Origin of the sequence: Paenibacillus pedocola (assembly GCF_031599675.1) — a bacterium.
Classification (GTDB): Bacteria; Bacillota; Bacilli; order Paenibacillales; family Paenibacillaceae; genus Paenibacillus_AQ; species Paenibacillus_AQ pedocola.
Window position 1 is genome coordinate 2,548,870 of the sequence record NZ_CP134223.1, and the last position, 22,404, is coordinate 2,571,273.

General features: G+C 49.0%; 23 protein-coding genes and 1 other RNA gene. 13 read left to right on the forward strand and 11 right to left on the reverse strand.

Translation table 11 applies throughout. The features are described from left to right. Positions 1-49: 49 nt before the first annotated feature. The 4 genes from QU597_RS10780 to QU597_RS10795 form a co-directional block, all read right to left on the reverse strand. On the reverse strand, positions 50-1,420 hold the full coding sequence (locus tag QU597_RS10780) for an MATE family efflux transporter (RefSeq protein ID WP_310832636.1): 1,371 nt from the start codon (positions 1,418-1,420) through the stop codon (positions 50-52). 133 nt (positions 1,421-1,553) lie between these two features. Beyond that, positions 1,554-2,783: a putative glycoside hydrolase gene (locus QU597_RS10785; RefSeq protein WP_310832637.1), complete on the reverse strand. Its 1,230-nt coding sequence runs from the start codon at positions 2,781-2,783 to the stop codon at positions 1,554-1,556. A 240-nt stretch (positions 2,784-3,023) separates the two neighbouring features. Further along, positions 3,024-3,212 (reverse strand): hypothetical protein, encoded by a 189-nt coding sequence (locus QU597_RS10790; protein WP_187388763.1) that lies wholly within the window; start codon positions 3,210-3,212, stop codon positions 3,024-3,026. Between the two features lie 169 nt (positions 3,213-3,381). Then, positions 3,382-4,215: a YitT family protein gene (locus tag QU597_RS10795; protein WP_369698842.1), complete on the reverse strand. Its 834-nt coding sequence runs from the start codon at positions 4,213-4,215 to the stop codon at positions 3,382-3,384. Positions 4,216-4,529: 314 nt separating this feature from the next. Between QU597_RS10795 and cshA the strand changes: the two genes are divergently transcribed. Beyond that, on the forward strand, positions 4,530-6,179 hold the full coding sequence (gene cshA / locus QU597_RS10800) for a degradosome RNA helicase CshA (protein ID WP_310832638.1): 1,650 nt from the start codon (positions 4,530-4,532) through the stop codon (positions 6,177-6,179). A gap of 102 nt (positions 6,180-6,281) precedes the next feature. Here the strand turns inward: cshA and QU597_RS10805 are convergent, their stop codons facing one another. Beyond that, positions 6,282-6,380, reverse strand: coding sequence for a YjcZ family sporulation protein (locus tag QU597_RS10805; RefSeq protein ID WP_310832639.1), 99 nt, complete (start codon positions 6,378-6,380; stop codon positions 6,282-6,284). 178 nt (positions 6,381-6,558) lie between these two features. Between QU597_RS10805 and QU597_RS10810 the strand changes: the two genes are divergently transcribed. The 3 genes from QU597_RS10810 (at position 6,559) to QU597_RS10820 (ending at position 8,302) form a co-directional block, all read left to right on the forward strand. Continuing rightward, on the forward strand, positions 6,559-7,410 hold the full coding sequence (locus tag QU597_RS10810; RefSeq protein WP_310832640.1) for a YesL family protein: 852 nt from the start codon (positions 6,559-6,561) through the stop codon (positions 7,408-7,410). 103 nt (positions 7,411-7,513) lie between these two features. After that, a non-coding RNA gene (gene ssrS, locus QU597_RS10815) (6S RNA) lies at positions 7,514-7,706 on the forward strand. Positions 7,707-7,912: 206 nt separating this feature from the next. After that, positions 7,913-8,302: a DUF1499 domain-containing protein gene (locus tag QU597_RS10820; protein ID WP_310832641.1), complete on the forward strand. Its 390-nt coding sequence runs from the start codon at positions 7,913-7,915 to the stop codon at positions 8,300-8,302. A gap of 175 nt (positions 8,303-8,477) precedes the next feature. Here QU597_RS10820 and tpx read toward each other — a convergent pair whose 3' ends face one another. Beyond that, positions 8,478-8,996, reverse strand: a complete 519-nt coding sequence (gene tpx, locus QU597_RS10825) for a thiol peroxidase (protein ID WP_310832642.1) — start codon at positions 8,994-8,996, stop codon at positions 8,478-8,480. Positions 8,997-9,106: 110 nt separating this feature from the next. On the opposite strand from tpx, the gene QU597_RS10830 reads away from it, so the two are divergent. Continuing rightward, complete coding sequence (locus QU597_RS10830; RefSeq protein WP_310832643.1) at positions 9,107-9,733, forward strand: rhomboid family intramembrane serine protease; 627 nt, start codon at positions 9,107-9,109, stop codon at positions 9,731-9,733. A 14-nt stretch (positions 9,734-9,747) separates the two neighbouring features. Next, entirely contained in the window at positions 9,748-10,662 is a 915-nt protein-coding gene (gene gltC / locus QU597_RS10835) for a glutamate biosynthesis transcriptional regulator GltC (RefSeq protein WP_310832644.1), read from the forward strand. Between the two features lie 49 nt (positions 10,663-10,711). On the opposite strand, the gene QU597_RS10840 is transcribed toward gltC, so the two are convergent. Together QU597_RS10840 and QU597_RS10845 are read right to left on the reverse strand one after the other, a co-directional pair. After that, complete coding sequence (locus tag QU597_RS10840; protein ID WP_310832645.1) at positions 10,712-11,386, reverse strand: zinc metallopeptidase; 675 nt, start codon at positions 11,384-11,386, stop codon at positions 10,712-10,714. Positions 11,387-11,420: 34 nt separating this feature from the next. Then, positions 11,421-11,852: a MerR family transcriptional regulator gene (locus tag QU597_RS10845; RefSeq protein WP_310832646.1), complete on the reverse strand. Its 432-nt coding sequence runs from the start codon at positions 11,850-11,852 to the stop codon at positions 11,421-11,423. A gap of 668 nt (positions 11,853-12,520) precedes the next feature. On the opposite strand from QU597_RS10845, the gene QU597_RS10850 reads away from it, so the two are divergent. Genes QU597_RS10850 through QU597_RS10860 form a run of 3 tightly spaced genes read left to right on the forward strand, consistent with a single transcriptional unit; the run spans position 12,521 to position 15,775 of the window. Beyond that, a complete protein-coding gene (locus QU597_RS10850) occupies positions 12,521-13,915 on the forward strand; it encodes an ammonium transporter (protein WP_310832647.1) in 1,395 nt (464 codons plus the stop codon). Between the two features lie 40 nt (positions 13,916-13,955). After that, positions 13,956-15,029, forward strand: coding sequence for a DUF294 nucleotidyltransferase-like domain-containing protein (locus QU597_RS10855; RefSeq protein ID WP_310833277.1), 1,074 nt, complete (start codon positions 13,956-13,958; stop codon positions 15,027-15,029). Then, positions 15,026-15,775: an exonuclease domain-containing protein gene (locus tag QU597_RS10860; RefSeq protein WP_206104271.1), complete on the forward strand. Its 750-nt coding sequence runs from the start codon at positions 15,026-15,028 to the stop codon at positions 15,773-15,775. Before QU597_RS10855 ends, QU597_RS10860 begins: the two co-directional genes overlap by 4 nt. On the opposite strand, the gene QU597_RS10865 is transcribed toward QU597_RS10860, so the two are convergent. After that, positions 15,757-16,233, reverse strand: coding sequence for a M67 family metallopeptidase (locus QU597_RS10865; protein WP_310832648.1), 477 nt, complete (start codon positions 16,231-16,233; stop codon positions 15,757-15,759). The two genes, QU597_RS10860 and QU597_RS10865, sit on opposite strands and share 19 nt — an antisense overlap. Positions 16,234-16,369: 136 nt before the next feature. Between QU597_RS10865 and QU597_RS10870 the strand changes: the two genes are divergently transcribed. Further along, a complete protein-coding gene (locus tag QU597_RS10870) occupies positions 16,370-16,936 on the forward strand; it encodes a TlpA family protein disulfide reductase (protein ID WP_310832649.1) in 567 nt (188 codons plus the stop codon). 94 nt (positions 16,937-17,030) lie between these two features. Here the strand turns inward: QU597_RS10870 and cimA are convergent, their stop codons facing one another. Beyond that, positions 17,031-18,650, reverse strand: coding sequence for a citramalate synthase (gene cimA / locus QU597_RS10875; protein ID WP_310832651.1), 1,620 nt, complete (start codon positions 18,648-18,650; stop codon positions 17,031-17,033). Positions 18,651-18,875: 225 nt separating this feature from the next. Here cimA and QU597_RS10880 point away from each other — a divergent pair, with 225 nt between their 5' ends. The 3 genes from QU597_RS10880 to QU597_RS10890 all read left to right on the forward strand — a co-directional run bounded on the left by QU597_RS10880 (position 18,876) and on the right by QU597_RS10890 (position 22,239). Beyond that, complete coding sequence (locus QU597_RS10880) at positions 18,876-20,168, forward strand: DNA polymerase IV (RefSeq protein WP_310832652.1); 1,293 nt, start codon at positions 18,876-18,878, stop codon at positions 20,166-20,168. A 159-nt stretch (positions 20,169-20,327) separates the two neighbouring features. Next, positions 20,328-20,570, forward strand: coding sequence for a ferredoxin (locus QU597_RS10885; RefSeq protein ID WP_054940037.1), 243 nt, complete (start codon positions 20,328-20,330; stop codon positions 20,568-20,570). Positions 20,571-20,796: 226 nt separating this feature from the next. After that, positions 20,797-22,239, forward strand: coding sequence for a L,D-transpeptidase (locus tag QU597_RS10890; protein WP_310832653.1), 1,443 nt, complete (start codon positions 20,797-20,799; stop codon positions 22,237-22,239). On the opposite strand, the gene QU597_RS10895 is transcribed toward QU597_RS10890, so the two are convergent. Further along, a complete protein-coding gene (locus QU597_RS10895) occupies positions 22,236-22,373 on the reverse strand; it encodes a hypothetical protein (protein WP_167347608.1) in 138 nt (45 codons plus the stop codon). The two genes, QU597_RS10890 and QU597_RS10895, sit on opposite strands and share 4 nt — an antisense overlap. Positions 22,374-22,404: the final 31 nt, after the last annotated feature.

Consider the following 22,404-nt stretch of genomic DNA (forward strand, 5'->3'; position numbering starts at 1 on the left):
AGAGCAGGTTCGTTTTTATTAAGATAAGAATGAGAGCGCATATGTGTAATTATCCGGATATTGTATCAACGGACTGAACAGTAAAGCTCCGCTGAACCTTAACCAGCCGTGAGAGAAGCAGGATCGCTCCGATGGCCAGGCCGGTAATCAGTCCGACCCAGTAACCGTAAGCACCCATATCCGTATAGGTAGCCAGCAGATAGCCGGTAGGGAGTCCAATAACCCAGTATGCCGCGAAGCAGATGATAAACGCCGGATTGACATCCTTATACCCTCTGAGCACCCCTTGGGTAGGTGTTGCAATCGCATCGGAGATTTGGAAAAAGATTGCATAGATCAGGAAATGCTGAATGAGTGTAATCACCTCAGGTTCGTCCGAGTACAATCCCGCAACAGAATTGCCGGCGAACAGCAGGACCAGAGCTGTCAAAAGCGAAAGTGCCGCCGCAGAGCCGATACCCATGATGCTGTACTGGCGGGCATCCTTCAATCTGCCTGATCCGCTCTCAAAGCCGACGAGAATCGTTAGACTCATGCAAATACTCAGCGGAATCATGTACAGCGTGGACGCAAAGTTGATTGCCGCCTGATGGGCTGCGATCGTCACCGTATCGAAGCGGCTCATCAGCAGCGTCACCGCCGAGAATACAGCTGTCTCAAAAAAGATGGAAAAACCGATAGGTACGCCAATCTTAAGCAGCTCTTTAAAGCTGGATAACGATACGGAGTAGAACTTGCGGAACAGCTGCAGGCTCTTGAACGGTTCAAACCGGTAAATGAAGGTCAGGGCAATTCCAAAAATCACCCAGTAGGTAATCGCAGAGGCGACCCCTGCGCCTACACCGCCGAGCCGGGGAAAGCCGAAATTCCCGAAAATCAGTAAATAGTTCAGACCGACATTGACCGGAAGGGCGATTAAGGTAATCAGCATCGAGATGCGGGTCTGGCCCAGGGCATCGATACAGCTGCGCAGCACCGTATAGCCGAATAGCGGAATTATACCGAACGAAATCGCACAAAGGAACCGGAAAGCAATGTCACGTACCTGCGGCTCTAAATTCATGAAATTCAGCACCGGAGACAGAATCAGGCTGCCAATGGCCAGCACGAGAACAGAAATGAATAGGGAAAGCCACATGCCCTGGGTAACCTGGTAGGCCACATCTTTATTTTTTTTGCTGCCGAGCAGATGGGAGACGATGGGGGTAATACCCATCAGAATACCGCTAAGACCGGTTTGAATCGGAATCCACAGGCTGGTACCGATCGCAACACCGGCCAGATCATTGGTACCGAATTTACCGGACATGTTGGTGTCAAAGAAAGTAATGGCGGATAAAGCAATTTGTGTGATTAGAATCGGAAAAAGGATATGAAGAAACTGTCCAGCCTTTTGTTTGAGCGAATGCGTTTGTTTCATTGATAAATGCCTCGTTATCTATAATTTGAAATGATTTATATCCCCAGTAAAAGACCCGGCAGACGCCGGGTCCTTAATCCATAAATTGATTTGATAAATAGTTAAAATGAATACTGAATAATGGCTGTATGCTTTATTGTTCGTAATCTACACCTGAGGTATAACGGTTGTTTGCATTCCAGAGCAGGTATTCATCCACATTCTCATCCTTTAGGGCACGAATCTGGTCTTCAACCTGTTGTTTGCCGTATTTCACATAATGACCGCTTCCCAGCCAGCTGGCGGTAAAATCCTGAATCCAGGGCCGGATAACCGGTTTGTAGCTGCCCAGCGGGTCGAGCTTCTTATGTGTATCCACCATGGAGCCCTTGATCGTAGCATACGGGTCTTTATCCGGATCTTTTACATCAAACCAGCCAGTGGAATAGTGGCTTGGATACACCATCGGGCTGATTACATCCACATTCTTGGAGATCTTCACGAAATCCTGGCCGATTCCTTCCGCAGCGGGTACAGAAGCCGCATAGCCAAAAATATCAACGGATACTCTGACCCCAAGCGGAGCAAGCTCAGCTTTGGCATATTTGACGAAATCAGCAATAATCTCGACACGAGGTCTATTACTCTTCGTGTATTTCAGAGTATCCGCTCGTTTTTCGAAGCCCTCAGGGAAGCGTACATAGTCAAACTGAATTTCTTTGAAGCCGAGTTTGACCGCTTCCTTAGCGATGTCCACATTGTATTTCCATACCGCTTCATTATAAGGATTCACGAAACTGTCTCCGCCTTTGTTCTTCCAGACACTGCCGTCAGTATTTACAAAGGATAATTCCGGGTTTTTCTTAGCCAGCACCGAATCTTTGAACACAACGATCCGCGCGATCGGATAAACTTCATGTTTATTTAAGCGTGTCATAAGCTTGTTGATGTCGCCGATGAAGTTCTGGGGTTTGCCCATTTGCTGAAGCTCCGCGTTATCCGTTTTATATGTGATATATCCGGCATCGTCCTTGATATCGATGACCATGGAATTCAGCTCAGTCTTGTCAAGCAGGGCTAGCAGCTGTTCCATCCGTGAGCCGCCGGCACTGTAAGCTGTTACATAGATTCCTTTAACTTTTGGAGCCTCCGGCTGAGGGTCCGTCAGAATTGCGCTGTCCGCAGCTCCGGGCGTAGTGCTTGGAGAAGGAGCGGGTGATGAAGTGCCGCCTGTGGCGTTCTGTGTAGGTGATCCGGTGTGCTCTGCGGTGATGGGTGGATTGACAGCGGACTGCAGGGCGGCTGCCACATCGGTGTCGTGCCCGTTATGCTGGACACCGACACTCCCCAGAGCCATCATGAGTAATGCCCAGGTGATATTCATTGTGTTTTCTCTCCCTTTATGTACATTCCTTTAAAGTATAATGGAACGGCTGCTTCCAAAAAGAACAGACTTGTAACAATCCCTGTAATTTTTGGGTTCAGTAAAATTTACCGTTCCCTGTGTTTTTAAACGGGATGCACAGATTTTAAACCCTCATAATAAAAAGTAAATGCCGCTTAGAGCGGCACGGGGCCGGACTCAAAGCGGCAACTATAAAGACTTGCCATCAAGCGGTTTTGCTTATTGAAGATACGCAGGATTCTGATGCTCGCAAATGCTGTAATGGATGATATCCATGGCATCCGCCGGTTCCAGAATACTCAGACCGTCGCGCAGCACGATTACGGAATTCAGTTCGTTCTGCTTGAGAAAGGGCATCATGTCGGGATACCACCTCATGACGATTGCTGACAATTTTACCGTTTCCATTTCCACAAAAATCACCCTTTCCTTTTTCGAATGGTACTGAACTTTAAATTCAGGGTACATCCGTAAAACGAAGTGCCTGGAAAAAAGAGGGGTAAAGCACAATCTTCATGAAATTGTTAGGTCCTGCGTGAGTCTAATATATCACAATTTTAAAGTATGCGCATTTCTTTCAATTTGATCTTTTGCGGAAAGAACCCATTACACCGACCGTTTCCACGATATTCACAAAGGCCTGGGGATCACTTGTTTTGATGATACGTTTGAGCTCTGCGAGTTCGTAACGTGTTGTCACAGTCATTAGCATGTCCCGTTCAACATGCGAATAAGCACCTTCTGTTTTGATCTTGGTCACGCCACGCTGCAGCGGGAGAAGCTGCTCCAGCAGCTCTTCGGTCCGCGTTGTTACAATATATACAGTGACCTTGATATGGCTGACATGGATCAGGTCAACAACCTTGCCGCTGACATAAATAGAAATCATGGAGGCAAGCGCCAGGTTCCAGTTGTTGTCAAAATAAGCTGCGGCCAAAATGACGAGACCATTCAAACCGACCAGTACGCTCCCGATTGGAAAGTCGCGGTAACGGGTAATGATGGAACCAAGGATATCAAAACCGCCGGAGGATCCGCCCATACGGAAGGAGATACCCGCACCAACGCCTACAAGCACACCCCCGAAAACGGAAGCCAGCAGCATATCCGAAGCTACAGTCACAGTTGGAATCAGCGCCATCAGCCAGGTAGTACTAACTACGGACAGGATACTGAGGATAATGAATCTGCGTCCCAGCTGAAACCAGCCGGCTACCAGCAGCGGCACATTAAAGAGCAGATACATCAGACTGATGTTAAACGGGGTGAAATATCCCACTAACATAGCCAGTCCGGAAACCCCGCCGCTGAGCAGCCGGTGGGGTACCAAAAACAGATTAAAGCCGCATGCAATCATCGCAGAACCGAAGATGACGGCAAGGTAATTCCCGATTTGTCTTAGTCTTAACAAGCATGTTCACCTCTGACTTCTAATGTAAGTAATGAAAGAAAGGAATACACTGGTATTCCTAATTGGGTTTGTGATATAATGTATAGGATATTCTTGAGTAGAACGTTACAATGGTATTTTTGCATTGCTTCGGATGTGAAGCTACAATTGTTCAGGCCTTTAAAGACCTGATCTTAGGACATCTTTTCGTCCCAATACGCGTAAACCATGCAGAAATTACGGCATGATTGGACAGCCTATAAATGTGTTTACCGCTACTTAAGAATACAGACAAGCATGTGGAATGTCCACTGTATAGAAGGAGCATGAATAATTTGAAAACATTCGCAGAATTCGGCTTGGAGCCAAAAGTGCTACAAGCAATCACAGAGCTAGGATTTGAGGAAGCAACACCGATTCAGGAGCAGGCGATTCCAATCGCACTGACAGGAGCAGACATGATCGGTCAGGCCCAGACGGGTACTGGTAAAACAGCTGCTTTCGGTATTCCTCTTATTTCCAAAATCGCCCGTGAAGATGAAAAGATCCTGGCGCTTATTATGACGCCAACCCGTGAGCTGGCCATTCAGGTTGCAGAAGAAATCGGCAAACTGACCCGCTTCAAAGGACTTCGTTCGCTGGCAATTTACGGCGGACAGGATATCGGCCGTCAAATCCGCGGACTGAAGAAAAAACCGCAAATTATTATTGGTACTCCTGGCCGTTTGCTTGACCACATCAACCGCAAGACCATCCGTCTCGATGATGTTCAGACCATCGTGCTGGATGAAGCTGATGAAATGCTGGATATGGGCTTTATGGAAGATATCCAATCCATCCTCAAGCTTGTTCCGGAAGAACGTCAAACCATGCTGTTCTCAGCTACAATGCCTCCTAACATTCAACGCCTTGCCCAGCAGTTCCTGAAGAACCCGCAGCATGTTTCCGTAATTCCTAAGCAGATCAGTGCACCGCTGATCGATCAGGCTTACATTGAAGTGCCTGAGCGCCAGAAGTTTGAAGCACTAAGCCGTCTGATTGATATGGAATCCCCTGATCTGGCTATCGTCTTCGGCCGCACCAAGCGCCGGGTTGACGAACTTGCTGAAGGTTTGCAGAAACGCGGTTACTCTGCTGACGGATTGCATGGTGACTTGTCCCAGAACCAGCGTGATGCGGTAATGCGCAAGTTCCGCGATGGCAGCATCGACGTTCTGGTTGCGACTGACGTAGCAGCACGTGGACTCGACGTATCCGGCGTAACGCATGTTATCAACTTTGACCTTCCGCAGGATCCGGAAAGCTATGTACACCGTATCGGCCGTACCGGCCGCGCGGGTAAAGAAGGTACAGCCTGGTCCTTCGTGACACCTCGCGAAATGGATCACCTGCATCTGATTGAGCGTGTTACACGCCACCGGATCACCCGTAAACCACTGCCTACTATGGCTGAAGCTATTGAAGGTAAGCAACGCATTACGGCAGAACGCCTGCTGGCAATGGTTGAAGATGGAGAACTGAACGAATACAAGGGTATTGCAATTCAGCTCTTGGAACAATATGATTCTGTGCAGCTGCTCTCCGCAGCCATGAAGCTCCTTACCGGCGATACCAAGGATGCACAGGTTGAATTGACACCGGAAGATCCGATCCGTGCTAAACGCCGCGGCGGCAAGAATGATATCCGCAGCGGACGCAAGCCTAGCGGCGGCTATGGCGGTAACCGTACCGGCTCCGGAACCGGCAGCAGCGGCGGCTACCGCGGCAACCGTGACGGCGGCAGCAGTTATGGCGGCGGCTATAAAGGTAACCGTGACAGCAGCACCGGCGGAAGCACCCGCGGTGGTTACAGCAGCGGCTACGGCGGCAATAGCAGCACTGGCGGCTACAAAGGCAACCGTGATGGCAGCGCAGACCGCAAGCCGCAGGCACGTCCAAGCAGCACAAGCACACGTCCAGCTAAACGCGAAGATTACGATATCTAAGCAGCAGGCTTTGGCAATACAGAAGAAGACGAGAGACCGTTTAGCGGCTCTCGTCTTCTTTTTTTGTGCGGATATGAAGAGAAGTGTTAGAAGCTCCGGTTGTTAGACCACAAAAGTACGGGTGATGATTACGAGCAGAATGAACAATACGAGAATGGTGCCAGTAGAAGTCCAGAGGCCGTAGCCGACAGGTGAAGACATGAGGTCAACCTCCTTTAGAATAGGGTGGAATTTAAGGTTACGATCCTAATATATGGACGAATCGGACGGGATGATTAGACTCTAACCCAGATTCCTGGGATTGGGCGCTGGAAAAGTTCCGGGCAAAAAGGTATAGTTAAGATACGCAGTATGCGCGAGACAGACAGGAGGAAGGGAATTGGAGTTTAAGGGAGCTATGGGCGGTTTATACCGCATCACGGAATGGATTTCACGGATCGCTTTTAGTAATATTTTATGGGCGGTGTGTTCGGTTCCATTTCTGTTTATGGCAGTTATGAAAATGATTATGCTAGGTTCGGGTGCAGGTGGACCGAATGAACAGATTACACTGAACTGGACGCTGGGGATTCTGGCTCCGTTCACTGTGTTTCCTGCTACGGCAGCACTGTTCACAGTTGTACGCAAGTGGGTTATGGGGAATACGGATGTCAGCACGTTCCGTACTTTTTTTCAGGGGTACAAAGAGAATTATTTCAAGAGCATGCTTGGGGGACTCATCTATACCGTGCTGTTTGTTGTGATGTACGTCGATGTGACCGTATACATGACACAAATGGCCAACTTCAAGATCGTAGGGATCCTGATGCTGGTGCTGATGATTATTTTGTTCGTCTCCATGTTTAATTTCTTCTCCATTGTTGTTCATTATCAAATGACCTTCAAAGAAGTAGTGACTAACTCTGTACTGTTGACGATCGCCCGGCCGATCCGAGTGTTCTCTACACTAATCGGTGCAGCGGTGCTTGTTTATATAGGTCTGCGGTACCCGGTATTATACGCAATATGTATTCCTACCTTAATCGCTATGTTCGCCTTCTTCAACTTCTACGCCACGTATAACAAACTGCAGCTGCAGGTGGAGAAGAAGAAGCAGGAGGAGCTGGAAGCGCAAGAGGCTGCGGAAAGAGAAGCAGCGGAACGGCTCATGAACGACGATGACGATGATGAAGATGACGATGATGAAATGGACGATGTTAACGACACAGATAAAGAGTCTAAGCGGATTTAACATGTTCTAAACAATCTTCGGCAAAAGAGACGAGAATATTATTCCAGTGTTAATTAAAGCGCATACAGGTTTACTTTTTCGTCAAAACGCAATATAATAGTTATAAATCCTGCGATGTACGTTACGGTTGCTCGTTGTTTTGAACCAATGATAATGTCTTGGGAGACTTATTACGAAGCGCGGCTGAACAGCCCTGTCTATACGACTTGGGGAATTCAAAAACGACTTCTGCGGTCACCCACCTGCTATAGCAGGTTCAGAAGACACTGTAGCCGGACGGCATAAGCGGGTTTTCTACTGATTTTGACAAGGTGCCCTGTATCCCGCTTATCCGCGGGGACGGGGTACCTTTTTGTTTGTGGTTTTTTGCTTCTTTGAGAGGGTATGTGATGCTGCTCTTACTACATAGAAGGTCAGGAAAGTGAGCTATGCTCTTTTGTTCCTGGGATAAGAATGTTACACTGATAATAATGAACTTGGGATTTGAAGAGGGGGAAAAATTTTGTCGCTCAAAAGAACCTTGGTCGGTTTATTCCGCAGTCATGACGGAACAAGCGACCGTGCAAAAGACCCGGCCTTAAAGACGCGTTACTACAATCTTTCTAGAGACAAGGCGTGGGATGAAGTATCGTCTACGCTGAAGAAGGTTCCTGGTTTCAAGGTGCTTCATGAAGTGCAATCTGTAGGGGAGATTACCCTGGAGAAAAGAACGGCATTCGGCCGTACGCTGGATATTACCGTATCGGTCCTGAACACCTCGCCGGTGCGTTGTGGTGTGGATATGTACTCTGCCTCCAGAGGATCGCTTGGCGATCTGGGTGCCAATTACCGCGTCATTCAGCGTCTCTTCGAGTCGCTTGATAAGAAGCTGGGCAAATACAAGACCGAATAAGTTTAGACCGGACTTCATTGTTCAGAGATTGTATGCGGTTTCGGATAATGCTGAGACTGTACAAAAACAATAATAAATAAGGTTGCCTATAGCAAAAAGCGGGAGAAGGATGACCTTCTGCCGCTTTTTTTATAGATAACAGTATGGTTATGTGTCAAAATGAGCGCTGAGGTGATTACAGTAATTCCTTCACGGCAGCGATGGCAGCTTCATAATTCGGATGCTCGGCCATCTCACTCAGGTACTCCACGTAAGCTAGTTTGTCGTTTTTGTCGACGACGAAGATGGAGCGCATATCCAGGCGGAATTCCTTGATCAGCACGCCATAAGCTTGTCCGAATGCCGCTTCTTTGTGATCCGAGAGGGTAATAACCCGGTCAATGCCGGCAGCGCCGCACCAGCGGGCTTGGGCGAATGGCAGGTCCGTGCTGATGGTGAGGATGACCACATCGTCACCGAGCTCTGCAGCTTCGCTGTTGAAACGGCGGGTCTGGGCATCGCATACGCCTGTATCCAGGGAAGGTACAACACTGATCAGCTTAATTTTGCCGGCGTAATCACTGAGGGAGCTATCCTCCAGCAGGTTCTTGCTTACCACGAAATCCGGTGCGGCATCTCCGGCCTGCAGCTTAGGACCCACGAGAGTGATCGGGTTGCCTTTAAATGTGGCTACGCCTGTTCTTTCTTGCGTCATGTTCTTGTTTCCTCCTTGAATTGCATTATTGGATTGTTACTGCCAGAATAAATTATAATCTTTTTAGAAGGATAAAGTCCAACGGACAACATACATAAAGGATGGGTGCGATGATCTTTATACGTTATGAGAATTGGAAAAGCTATCTGCGGTATTATCCGGTAACGGTTATTCTGCTGTTGGCGAATGTACTGATGTTTGTCATTGTGTCACTGAACGGCGGTTCAACCAACCTGGATACACTTGTGAAGTTCGGAGCTGTTGTGGACAACGGCCCGGAGAAGGAAGAACTTTGGCGCTATTTTGCTGCGACCTTTTTGCATAACGGGTTTGCCCACTTGTTCTTTAACAGCTTCTCGCTGCTAGTATTTGCTCCTCCGCTGGAGCGCCTGCTGGGCTGGTGGCGGTATGCAATCCTCTATGTGATCGGCGGTTTTCTGGCTAATATTCTTTCGGTTGCACTGGGCGGCACGCCTGAACCGTACACGGCCACAGTTTCTGTCGGCGCTTCAGGGGCGATTTATGCTATCTATGGTGCGTTTTTATATATTGCCGCGATACAGCGGGGGATGATGGATGAAGGCTCGCGTAAAACACTCTACGGGCTGTTAGTCGTGGGGATTATAATGTCTTTTGCTACGCCGAATATTAATTGGATCGCCCATTTGGGCGGTTTGGTGGCCGGATTTTTCCTGTACGGTCTGATTATCCGTATTTTCAAAAGACGCAGAAGATAGGAGAGGGTGGGGAAGTGGAGCTAAGACAGCTGCAGTATTTTTTGAAGGTTGCCCAAAAAGAGCATGTCACCAGAGCGGCAGAAGAGCTGCATGTAGCCCAATCAGCGGTAAGCCGCCAGATTCATCAGCTGGAGCAGGAGCTTGGGGTGGACTTGTTTATGCAAAAGGGCCGAAATCTGCAGCTTACCCCCGTTGGGCAGCTTTTTTGTAAGCGGGTAGAGTCGCTGCTGAAGGATTTGGAGCGTTCGGTGGCTGAGGTGCATGAATTTTTGGATCCGGAGCTCGGTGAAATCCGTATCGGCTTTCCGCACAGCCTAGGCACTCATCTGATTCCTTCTATTGTAGCGGAATTCCGGCGCTTGTATCCTAATGTCAGATTCCGCTTCAAACAAGGGACTTACTCTTCTTTGATCAAAGATGTGATATCGGGCGAGGTAGATCTGGCGTTCATATCTCCTTTTCCGGAAAATGATGGTCATGTCGCCGGAGATATCGTGATGACCGAGGAGCTATTCGCGATTCTGCCGCAGCATCATCCGCTTGCTGGCGAAGCGGTAATCCGCCTGGAACAGCTGCGTGATGATAAATTCGTATTGTTTAGCCAAGGATATTCCTTAAGGCCAATCGTATGGCAAGCCTGTGTTCAGGCGGGGTTTAAACCGCAGATTGCCTTTGAGGGCGGAGAGACGGACACGATCCGCGGGCTGGTGGCTGCGGGAATGGGGGTAAGCCTGCTTCCGGAAACGGCACTGTATCAGACGAACCCGATGCAGCCGGCCCAGGTGAGGGTGGTGGAGCCGACGATAACCCGCACCGTGGGTATCATTCACCGCAGTGAAGGGAAGCTGCCGCTGGTAGCCAGATCCTTCCTTACGTTCCTGCTCACTTATTTCAAAGACAAAAACAATAATACCCCGGTAGGCTCGTAGCCTTCCGGGGTATTGTTTATTCCGTAATGCGCGAAAGCTGGAAATGAGCTTAGTCGCGGTTGCCAAGGAACATCATGATCAAGCGCAGAAGCTCAAGCAGCGATACCAAAGCTGCCGCAACATAAGTCAAGGCAGCTGCATTCAGCACCTTAGCCACACCGCGCTCTTCCTCGTTACGGATGAAGCCTTGTTCGACCATGACCTGGCGGGCGCGGCTGCTGGCGTTAAATTCAACCGGAAGTGTTACCAGCTGGAATGCTACAGCGGCGGAGAAGAAGATAATCCCCAGACCCACCAGATTCATGGAGCTAAACAGAAAACCTGCAAGCAGCATGAAAGGGGCTACGCCGGAAGCGAAATTAACGACCGGGAACATCCGGTGGCGGAGTGCCAGCATCGGATAATGTTCTTTATGCTGGATGGCATGACCGATCTCGTGGCAGGCCACGGAGACGGCCGCAATAGAGCTTTCGTAATAGACTGGCTCGGAGAGGCGGACAACCCGGTGGATCGGATCATAATGGTCGGATAATGTTCCGCGGACCGGTTCGATGGGAACGTCATACAGACCATTGGCATCGAGCATGCGCCGTGCTGCTTCATATCCGGTTAAACCGTTCATGTTGGCCACTTTAGCCCATTTATTAAAATTGCCCTTTACCCGGAACTGGGCCCACAACGAAAATAGAAATGCAATAATTACTAATAGATACATTAAAGCCATCTTTCATTCCTCCAAGTAATGTAAGTGAGTTAAGTTACATTGGCGGCCCCTGGGTCAGCAGAAGCCGGATCGCTTCCATGCAGGCAACACCTTGCGGAATCAGAGCGGCAAGTGCACGCTTGGCTTGTACTGGCTTTAAACCGCTGATCATCGGTTCCAGTGCTTTCACTTCACGTTCCAAACGCTGCATCTGAAGCTCCAGCAGGACAAGTTTGTCCGAAACATCAGTTTCAGGAGTAGCTGTATTCCATTTGTTCATCATGGATTTAATTTCTTCCAATGTATATTTCTCTTGCTTAAGTTGATTAATACGTTCCAAGGCGATTAAAGTTTCATGGCTGTACAGCCGGTAATTCTTCATGCTTCTTGATTCCGGAGCGATAAGCCCCAGTTTTGTATAGTAATCAATGGTTCGTTCACTAATATTAGCAGCCTTGGCAAGTTCTCCAATCCGGTATAGGATCATATCCCCATGCTATTTCACCTCGCTTGCGAATTCATTCAGCTCGAATGACAGCAATTATTTGACTAAATGCTTCTATATCAAATGATACCAAATGACGAACCGTACAGTCAAACGTCATACTTACTTTATGTATATGCAAAGCGGGGCGGATAGATTCTGCAGAGAGCATAGAGATACAAATTCTTTCAGGGTTCCGATGAACCCTGTGCGAGTTGGAGGGCGAAAGGGAAGGATGAAGCGTGTATAGGAAATGAATATAACATCTCATGTGATGTTCATAGATGGTAATCACTTTTTGACGGACTTGTCATCATGAAAAATGGTAGCTGTTGTTAATTTATATTGGTTTCTCACTTTATTAGAAAGAAAGGATTAGATTATTTAACATAGAGGAGCATGTTTAAGCCGAAGAGCTAATAAAAATACATTAAAGAAGGTGAAGTGATTGTATCCGTTTGCAGAGGAGTGGCCTATAGATTGGGCGAAAATCCTTCATTCATCAGCATTAATGTGTAAATATGGTCAAATAGTGTAGAATTCATCTTCGTTCTAAATAAATTAAATGCATTCAAAAAAATAGTCTTGTCAATTTACCTGACTTCTGATTATAATGACATTAAGAGTTTCACGCTTTGTTAGAAAATATAACATTGGGGAGTGGGGTTAAGATGAAGAAAAAGATGTTGATGATGTTTCTGGCCATGGTCACGCTGATGATCTACCCTGTCAGTGCCTTTGCTGCTGATGGACCGGCAACACCGGATTTACAGATCGGTCTGGATACGGCGTTTACGTTTCTGGCATTTATCTTAGTATTCTTTATGCAAGCTGGGTTTGCAATGCTTGAAGCCGGTTCGGTCCGGATGAAGAACGCCGGTCACGTTGCCGGTAAAACGGTACTGACACTGGCAATTGCTTGTTTATGTTTCTGGGCACTAGGCTTCGGTCTAGGCTTTGGTAACGGCAACAGCTTCTTCGGAACTACAGGCTTCTGGTACGGTGGGGATACACAAGCTGCATCCTTCGATAATGCCCTCGGATTCTCCGATGTAACCCTTAACGTTAAATTCCTGTTCCAAATGGCTTTTGCAGCAGTTTCCCTGGCTATCGTATCTGGTGGTATGGCTGAACGTGCTAAGCTGAGCGTATACATTATCTTCGGTATTCTGTTCTCTGTAGTTATCTATCCTGTCGTAGCTCACTGGGTATGGGGCGGCGGCTGGTTGGCGGAACTGAGCATGCAGGATTATGCAGGTTCCACAGTAGTCCATCTTACAGGTGCAACGGCAGCGGTTGTTGCTACAATCTTGCTTAAACCTCGTCTAGGCAAGTTCAACAAAGAAGGTAAACCGGTTATTATTCCAGGCCACAACCAAGTGTTCACCGTACTCGGTGTAATCATCCTCTGGTTTGGCTGGTTCGGATTTAACCCGGGTAGTGCTTTGTCCCCAATGGGCGGGTTCTTCGGACACGTAGCCCTGACAACTAACATTGCCGCGGCTGCTGGGGGGCTGGCTGCATTGATTGCTTCCTGGCTGTACTTTGGTAAGTCTGACATTCCGGCTATGCTGAACGGCGTACTGGCTGCGCTTGTTGCCATCACAGGTGCCTGTGCATATGTACAGCCTTGGGCAGCTATCATCATCGGTCTGGTTGCAGGTGCATTCACATTCATGACCTCGCAATGGCTGGAACGCGCTGGTCTTGATGATCCGATTTATGCATTCTCTGTACACGGTATTGCCGGGATGTGGGGCGCATTGTCCACTGGTCTCTTCGCAGATCCGGATCTGATTGAAAAAGGTGCACTAGTAGGTAAAGCTGGTCTGTTCTACGATGGCGGATTCCACCAGCTCGGCGTTCAGGCGCTTGGTGTAGCCGGTACCTTCGTTTTCGTGGCCGTTATGTCCTTTATCATTCTGTATGTAATCAAGCTGGTTATTGGCCTGCGTGTTACAGAAGAGGAAGAATTGATGGGGCTGGATATCAGTGAGCATGGTACTTACGGTTATCCTGAGCAAATGAAACTGATTGCAGAATCGGAATCCAAAACCCGAAAATAACTGATAACATTACTGACGGGGGGCGGACCGATTGGCTTCGATGGAATTGACAGAATGGAACGAAGATAAGCGATACTTGTCCATCGCAACGGCCGGTTCGCCGCAGGAACTTAAGCGCAGGCGCACGGCCTGCCAGCAAGTACTTCTGGAGCAGTTGAACGTTATTCCAATTGAGGAATGGATGTTCCGTGTCAACGCGATGCACGATATGATTGCTAAGACGGCGGTAAACATTTGTGAGGCGCAGATGAAGGAGGCGGGCTACGGCCTGCCTCCCTGCGCCTATTCCTTTATTGTATTTGGCAGCGCTGGCAGGCAGGAGGCTACGCTCTGGAGCGACCAGGATAACGGCCTGATTGTAGAAGGAGAACCGGATGACGATAAGAATGATTATTTCACCACTTTTGGCGGGATGTTGTCCGATGTCCTTGAAGAAGTGGGCTTTGAAAAATGTGAAGGAAAGGTAATGTGCTCAGAGCCGTTATGGAGCAAGACACTTCCGGAATGGAAAGTGCAGCTGAAGAGCTGGATGGGCCAGATGGAATGGGAACCGATAAGGTATCTAATTATCGCTTCTGATATGAGACATGTAGCGGGAAGTGCTGAACTGTCGGCTGAATGGAGGGAAGCCTTTCATGCCGGCTTTGTGGACAACGAGAAATTGAGTACTGCGGTTCTGCGCAATACCGTACGTCACAAAGCAACACTTAACCTGCTTGGACAGGTTCTCACAGAACGATTCGGTGATAATGCCGGGGGATTTGATATTAAATATGGTGTCTATATCCCGCTTGTCAATATTGTCAGACATTTAGCGCTATTGCACGGAATTGAGGATAGTTCTACGCTCAAAAGAATTGAAAAGCTTAGTGAACTGGACAAATACGAGCATCTTGAAAATATCCGGCGGGCTTTTTTGACGGCGTTGCGGATGCGGGTGAACACTCCTTTCGTTGAACGTGATGGTATGTTGTCGAGCAGTGACTATATTTCCGGCAATGCTTTGAAGAATAAGCAGCTCCTGTCCGAGCTGCGTGAAAGTCTGCTGCTGGTCAGACGCTTACACAGGGCTCTGCAGCGTCAGCTCCGGTCAGCGGAAAGGAGGCAGTCATGAAGGAGCCAAACAAAGGCGGAGGATTCTGGAATAATCTGAGGCAAGGCGGAATGCCCTCCGCCATTGCATCGATGAGAGGCGGGGAATCGGCACAGCAAACCGCACAGCAAATGGCCTTTATCCGATCACTCATGCGCGAGAAGCGGCGACCTGAAGTACTGCATACCCCGCTTTCCGAACTGGAGACGGTCATATTCGATCTGGAAACTACCGGGTTCTCCCATCAGCATGGCGATGAAATTATGTCCTTTGGAGCAATCCGAGTGGTCGGTGAAGAAATCAAAGAAGATGAGTGCTTTTACACACTCGTGAATTGCCAGACCTCGATACCGGACAATATTACCAGACTTACGGGAATTTCCGAGGAGATGACATCATCCGCGCCTTCATTGATCGACGGCCTTCATAATTTCATGTCGTTTGTAGGCCAGCGTGTGCTTGTGGCACATGGGAGTGCGCATGACAAAGCCTTTTTAAACGCTGCACTATGGAAAACTTCAAAGGTACAGCTTACCCACAGGGTACTGGACACGATGATGCTGGCCCGCTGGCTGGAGCCGCACCGCAGCAATTATACCTTGGATGAGCTGCTTGCGGTTCATGAAATCCCTATCGAAGGTCGGCATAACGCCTTGGAGGATGCTAAGATGACTGCCCGTTTATGGGTGTCCTATCTCCGGGAAATTTCGCAGAAACGCCAGGTGGAGACGCTGGGGGATCTTTATGCTTACTTGAGCAGAGCGTAGAGCTGGGTATGCAGTAATTGCTGGCTTAGGCTGCCGTCATTTCCACGCTGCCGGTCAATAATGAAACCATTTAGTACCGGAAGCTCAGAGTCATCTTTGCCGGGGGAGCCGATCAGATAAACGTTGAACTGCGGACCCAAGGAAGCCAGACCCTGCAGGTCGGCGGCGGATGGCCAGGGCGGTGAGTTTGGATGGGAATGGAACAGGCCTATGGGAGCCGGGTCGCTGTAAAGCCCTTTGACCCATTCCCGCGGGTCGGGAACAAATGCATGCAGCGGGTCAGGCGCTACGTTGCTCATCGGCACATAGCCGCTGATGAGCATGCCACCCGCTGCGGCAGTGCCCAGCAGTAATCCGCATGCTTCATGCGGAAAGCAGGTCAGCAAGTGCTTCCCCAGCATGAGCTGAACGGAGGAATCCAGCCTTATCGGCGGGGTTGTTCCCTGGTATGCTGTCAAGTATTTACCCCTCTCTCTTCATGGGATTCCGTCTTCGACGGGATCCTCTTTTTTTATTTTACAGATGGTTTGAAACTGCCTGCATTGAGGGTACAATAGGAGCAACCCATCCCATTGTAAAGGAACAGACATACTGATGAGAGCTGTTAATAAACGTAATCTAACGGTTGTGGCCCTGATTGTATTTCTGGTTGTGCTTGCAATAGAGCACCGCTTTAAGACGGAGCCGGAGGCGGTTCCTGTCATTCAGCAGCAGGCGTCTGCGTCCGCAAGCAGTGCAAGTGCGGGTCTGCCAGCGCCTGCGTTCTCTCTGGAGGACAGTACCGGGAATGTGTATAAAGTGGGCGGTCCCAGGCAGAAGGCGCTTATTGTGAACTTCTGGGCTTCGTGGTGCGAACCCTGCCAGCTGGAGGCACCTGAACTGAATAAAATGGCGCTTAAATATAAGGATGTTCTGGATATTTACGGAATCAACGTAACGAGCCAGGACTATAAGCCGAACGCGGAACGGTTCATCAGGAAATATATGCTCGCCTTTCCGGTGATGTTTGATAGTAAAGGTAAAGTGTTTGACAAATATCAAGGCCAGGTGTTTCCAACCAATGTGTTGATTGACAAAAATGGAGTCATTTCCGAGGTGATCCTTGGTGCTCTTACGGCCGAGGAATTGGAAAAGAAAATTATTGCGCTTACCGGCTCGTAAGAGTACGGGCATCTATGTAAAGCCCCTTTGCGGATAGGAGGTCCTGTCTGCAAAGGGGCTTTGTTTGTGCTATGCCTGTTAGGTGGAACGGTCACTAGTGATTAACTAATCCCTTAGGTTCGTTGCTGTTCTTTTGTTGATTTTCCAGTGAGATCTGACCAAGCAGAGCATAACGCATACTATCAACCAAGGCTTCCCAGCTCGCTTCGATCACGTTGCTGGATACCCCGACCGTGCTCCATGTATGATTGAAGTCTTTGGATTCAATCAAGACCCGTACCTTCGCGGCGGTCTGATCCTGCTCATCGAGTACCCGCACCTTATAGTCGGAGAGATGCATTTCATCGAGCTGAGGGAAATAGGTCTGCAGCGCTTTGCGCAATGCATTATCGAGTGCATTGACAGGTCCATTGCCTTCAGCGGCTGTATACAGACTGTCTCCGCCGACACGAAGTTTAACAAAGGCTTCGGAGACAACAGGCTGGCCGGCATTTTTTTCAACAAGCATTTTGAAGGATTCGAAAGTGAACAGCTCATTAAGTTCCCCGGTTGCTTCCCGCAGCAGCAGCTCAAGCGAGGCATCTGCACCTTCGAATTGGTACCCCTGATGTTCAAGGTCTTTGATCTTGTCAATGACCTTGCGAGCCTGCTCGCTGGTAGGATCGAGGCTTAGCCCCATATCCAGCGCTTTGGACAGGACATTACTCTGGCCAGCAAGCTCGGAGACTAGTACACGCTGTTTATTGCCGACCAATTCCGGTGCAATATGCTCGTAGGTGCGTGAATCACGCAGGATGGCTGAAACATGAATGCCCCCTTTATGGGCAAAAGCGGCGGTTCCGACGTATGGTTGATTCACCGGCATATTTACGTTGGCTACTTCACTGATATATCTGGCAGTGTTGGTCAGCTGCGGGAGTGAATCCCCAGGTATACACTGATAACCCATTTTAAGTTGAAGTGTTGGAATAATAGAGCATAAGTTGGCATTGCCGCAGCGTTCACCGTAGCCGTTAATAGTACCCTGCACCTGGCGGGCACCGGCACTAATTGCACTTAGTGTATTGGCAACTGCAAGTTCGCAGTCGTTATGGGTGTGGATGCCAAGTGGCGCGCCGGACAGTTGCCCCGACATTGCTGACACGATGTCATAAACTTCATTAGGGAGTGTGCCGCCGTTCGTATCGCACATCACGAGCCAGTCTGCTCCGGCTTCCCGGGCCTTGGCAAGCACAGCAGTGGCATACTCCGGATTGTTCTTGAAGCCGTCGAAGAAATGCTCGGCATCGAAGATGACCTCGAGACCTTTATGTTTGAGATAAGCAATGGAATCACCGATCATGGCAAGATTCTCTTCTAAGGTAGTCTGCAGTGCGGTATGCACATGAAAATCCCATGACTTTCCGACTAGAGTAGCCGCAGGCACTCCTGCGTCAATCATTCTTTGCAGATTCTCGTCATGCTCAGCAAGGGAGTTTTTGCGGCGAGTGCTGCCGAATGCGGTAATTTTGGCATTCAGGTACAGTTCCTTGACTCTTTTGAAAAACTCAATGTCTTTATTATTGCTCCCCGGGATGCCACCTTCAATATAATGCACACCCAGATCATCGAGTTTCTTAGCAATCTTCAGCTTGTCATCTGCCGACAGACTGATGCCCTCGCCTTGGGTGCCGTCGCGCAGTGTCGTATCGAAGATGGAAATGGACTTAGACATAAGAGTCCTCCTAAAAGTTTTGTGAGCATGGCTTCAAAGAACAGCATCGTGCAAAACTGGCTTCGAAAGCATACGTATAGGGTAAATAATTTTTATATTATAGCATTTTTACGCGGGAATGTAACAAAGAACTTTACAGGAGGCTGCTGCTTGGTTGACCTTCCGCCGGCGAAAGAGGTATGCTGAATTTAACAATGGAACCATGAAGATAAGAAGGTAGATATTGTGCAGAACGTGGATCAGTATTACCCGACGAGCGGCAGGGTCATTCTGCATGTGGATATGAACGCTTTTTACTGCTCTGTGCATGAGGCGGAAGATCCTGCTCAATATAAAGGCAAACCGACGGCAGTTGCAGGCAGTGTGGAGCTGCGCAGAGGGATTATCGTCACCTGTTCCTATGCGGCGCGGAAGTATGGAATCTCTACAGGTATGCAGGTACAGAAAGCGCTGCGGATTTATCCTTCATTAATTTTGATTAAACCGGACTTTAACCTGTACCGGAAGTACTCCAATGCATTTATGCAGATTGCGTATAGCTATACTCCGCTGCTTGAAGCAGTCTCGATTGATGAATGTTACCTGGACATCACCGGTTCCCGGCAGTTTGGTACTCCTCTGGAGATTGCTGAAGCCATACAGCGGCGGATTATGGAGGAGCTCGGGCTTCCCTGCTCCATTGGTATTGCCCCTAACAAGCTGCTGGCTAAGATCGCATCGGATCTGAAAAAGCCCAATGGTATCACCGTCCTGCGTCTGCGTGATGTGCCGGAGATTCTATGGAACAAGCCATGCGGGGAGATGTTCGGTATCGGCGGAAAAACGGCTGAGAAGCTGCGTAAACTAGGGATCTACACTATAGGCCAGCTGGCGGCAGCCGACGAGAAATTTCTGGTAGACCATTTCGGTGTCATGGGCTCCTGGCTGAAGCGGGCGGGAAACGGTATTGATCATGGCATAGTGAATCCGGAACGGGAACAGAGCAAGTCGATCGGCCATACGACGACGCTGCCGAGAGATGTGGTCGGGCTGGCTGAAGCCAGGCCGATTCTGCTCAACCTCAGCGACCAGGTGGCCCGCCGATTAAGGAAGCAAGGCTTGGTTGCTGCAGGAGTGCAGCTCACGATCCGTACACCTGATATGAAGACTATCACCCGATCCCGCCAGCTTGAGGCTCCCACCGAAAGCGCTGAAGATATCTACAAGGCGGTATGTGAGCAGTTTGCCCGCCACTGGAACAATGAGAAGCCTGTGCGGCTGCTGGGAGTAACGCTGCAAGGTCTTACGGCTAAAGAGGAGTCGGTGATCCAGCTGGATTTGTTTGATTATGAACGCCAGCCGAAAAAGGAATCCTTGAATAAGACTATGGACATGTTGCGTAATAAATTCGGTGAAAATGCCGTTCTCACCGCGGGGATGCTCAGTGACAGCCATTCCGCCCGCCTTCGCAATCATAAGGAGCGGGGCACCTCGCTGCAGAAGGACAATCTGCAGAGTGTAGATCCGGATCATGCCTGAATTCATTCAATCCGGGCATAGGGAAACAACCCGCAGATTATGCGGCAATTGTGTAAACGTGTTGAAAATTCATTGAAATTGTATTCTATTTATATTAATATGATTGAAATAACAGGCTGCTACTGCAGGCTGTATTGTTTAACGGGAGGCAGAGATAAAATGGCTAAGTACACTTGGGTCGAAAAAGACACTTGCATCGCTTGCGGTGCGTGTGGCGCAACGGCTCCTGATATTTTTGATTACGATGACGAAGGTTTGGCAGAAGTGATTTATGAGAATGACAGCAACCGGGGATGCACAGCGATTCCGGATGATCTGTTCGATGATCTTCAGGATTCGGCTGACGGATGCCCAACGGATTCCATTAAAATTGCGGATGCACCTTTCAACAAAGAAGGTTAATCTTCTAAGCGGTTAGTTCTTCACAGCATAAGGATCAGATATAAGGCCTATACTTATATTTGATCCTTATTTTAAAATAAACGGTACCCTCTCTTATAAAGACGGCAAAGCCGTTTCTTCTTGCATAAAGACATCCCTTCGCCGGCAAAAATTCGGCTGGGATGTCTTTTTTTGATGAACTGGCCGATATAAGTAATATATGAATCAATCACCCGCGGAGGCCCCGATGAAAAATTCGCAGCATCTTAAGGCATATGTCCAAATGCATCCTGATAACAAGATGGCATGGTACTTGCTTGGTAAGGAATACTATAAGAACGGCCAGCAGGGGAAAGCTAATTACTGCTTCAATCAGGCCGGAGAAGTATATGAGGCTTTTGAACACAGTAAGGTCCCTGCGGATATGCTGCGCGAATATGAGGATGGGCTGCTGAAAGTGGCGCATGAACGTCATCAGTCCAAGCTGAGGAAGCGCAGGATGCTGGTGGCTCTCGTAATGTTACTGTTATTGTTCCTGCCTCCGGCGGTATCACCCGAAGCAGACTCCGCCATCACTCTGGAATCCCTGCTGGATGATGGTGAGGACATTCCTGCACAGCTGGCTGCCGATGCCCAGGAGACGGTTACGGAGGAAGCGCAGAGTGATCAACCGCCAAAGCTGGCTTTTACAGCCCTTGCCGGAGATCCAGCCGCCTCTAGTCAAGCGTTTGCGGGTATTGTGCAGAGCAAGAGTCCGGTAATGACTGCCATTCTGGGGATGGAGCGTTCCGGGAAATGGCTGGTATGGAAAAAGAAGCTGCCGCTTACTGCAACTGTGGTGAAGAATGAAAACGGGCGAACCGTCTACCAATCCTATGATCAGGCCCGTTGTGAATGTCAGCCGCCGGACTCCGGGGAGCTGCAGAAGCAGGCGGCGCAGTGGCAGGAGCAGCAGGAGCAGTTAGCAGTATTATGGAGCGCAATGCGCGCTTATAAGAGCAGCAAAGGGAATCTGCCTCAATCACTAAAAGAGCTGACAGGTGCTTTTCCCGGCAATTGGCTTGGCGCGGCTACACCGCTGATGAAGGAGAAATTCGCGTCACTGCGTGCTTCGGCAGCTGATTCCTTGTCCAAACAGCCGGCGGGCGGAGCTGGCGGTGAATTGAATCAGGAAGCGCAAGCAGGAGCCGGAACTGGAGGCAGAGCTGGGGCAGCAGGAGACACGGCGCAGGAAATGCCTTTTTTCACCGGATCTCTTACTATTATTGTGGATAAACAAAATCACCGTCTGGCAGTTACCAGCGGCTCGGTTATTCTTCGGAACTATGCGGTAGGGCTGGGCGGCGATAAGACTCCTGAAGGTGCTTTTATAATTACGGATAAGGTGGTTAATCCGAATGGTCATGATAACGGGGAGTTTGGGAGCCGGGGCATGCAGCTCTCGGACAGCAATTATGCGATCCATGGCACCAATGAACCGGAAAGCATCGGCAAGGATGAGTCGCTGGGCTGTATCCGCATGAGCCGTAAGGATGTGGAGGAGTTATTCGCACTTGTACCCAGGGGAACGAAGGTGCAGATTAGTAAAGGGGTTTTGCCTGAGGAGCTGCTGGTTCCGGAGGACCGTTTCCCCTCTGGAGCACCTCGAAATCAGACCAACCCCAACAAAGTCTACCACTGGCTGAATTAATTGCCTGCTACAATAAATAGAACAATGATAAGAAGCACCAGCAAGACCAGACTTGCGCTAATCCACAGGATTGCTTTGCGGTTTACTTCTTCTTTCTTCTGTTGAAGTGTTGGAGGTTTACGTTTAGTTGACATAATTGCCATCCTTCTTTCTCTCTTGATCGGT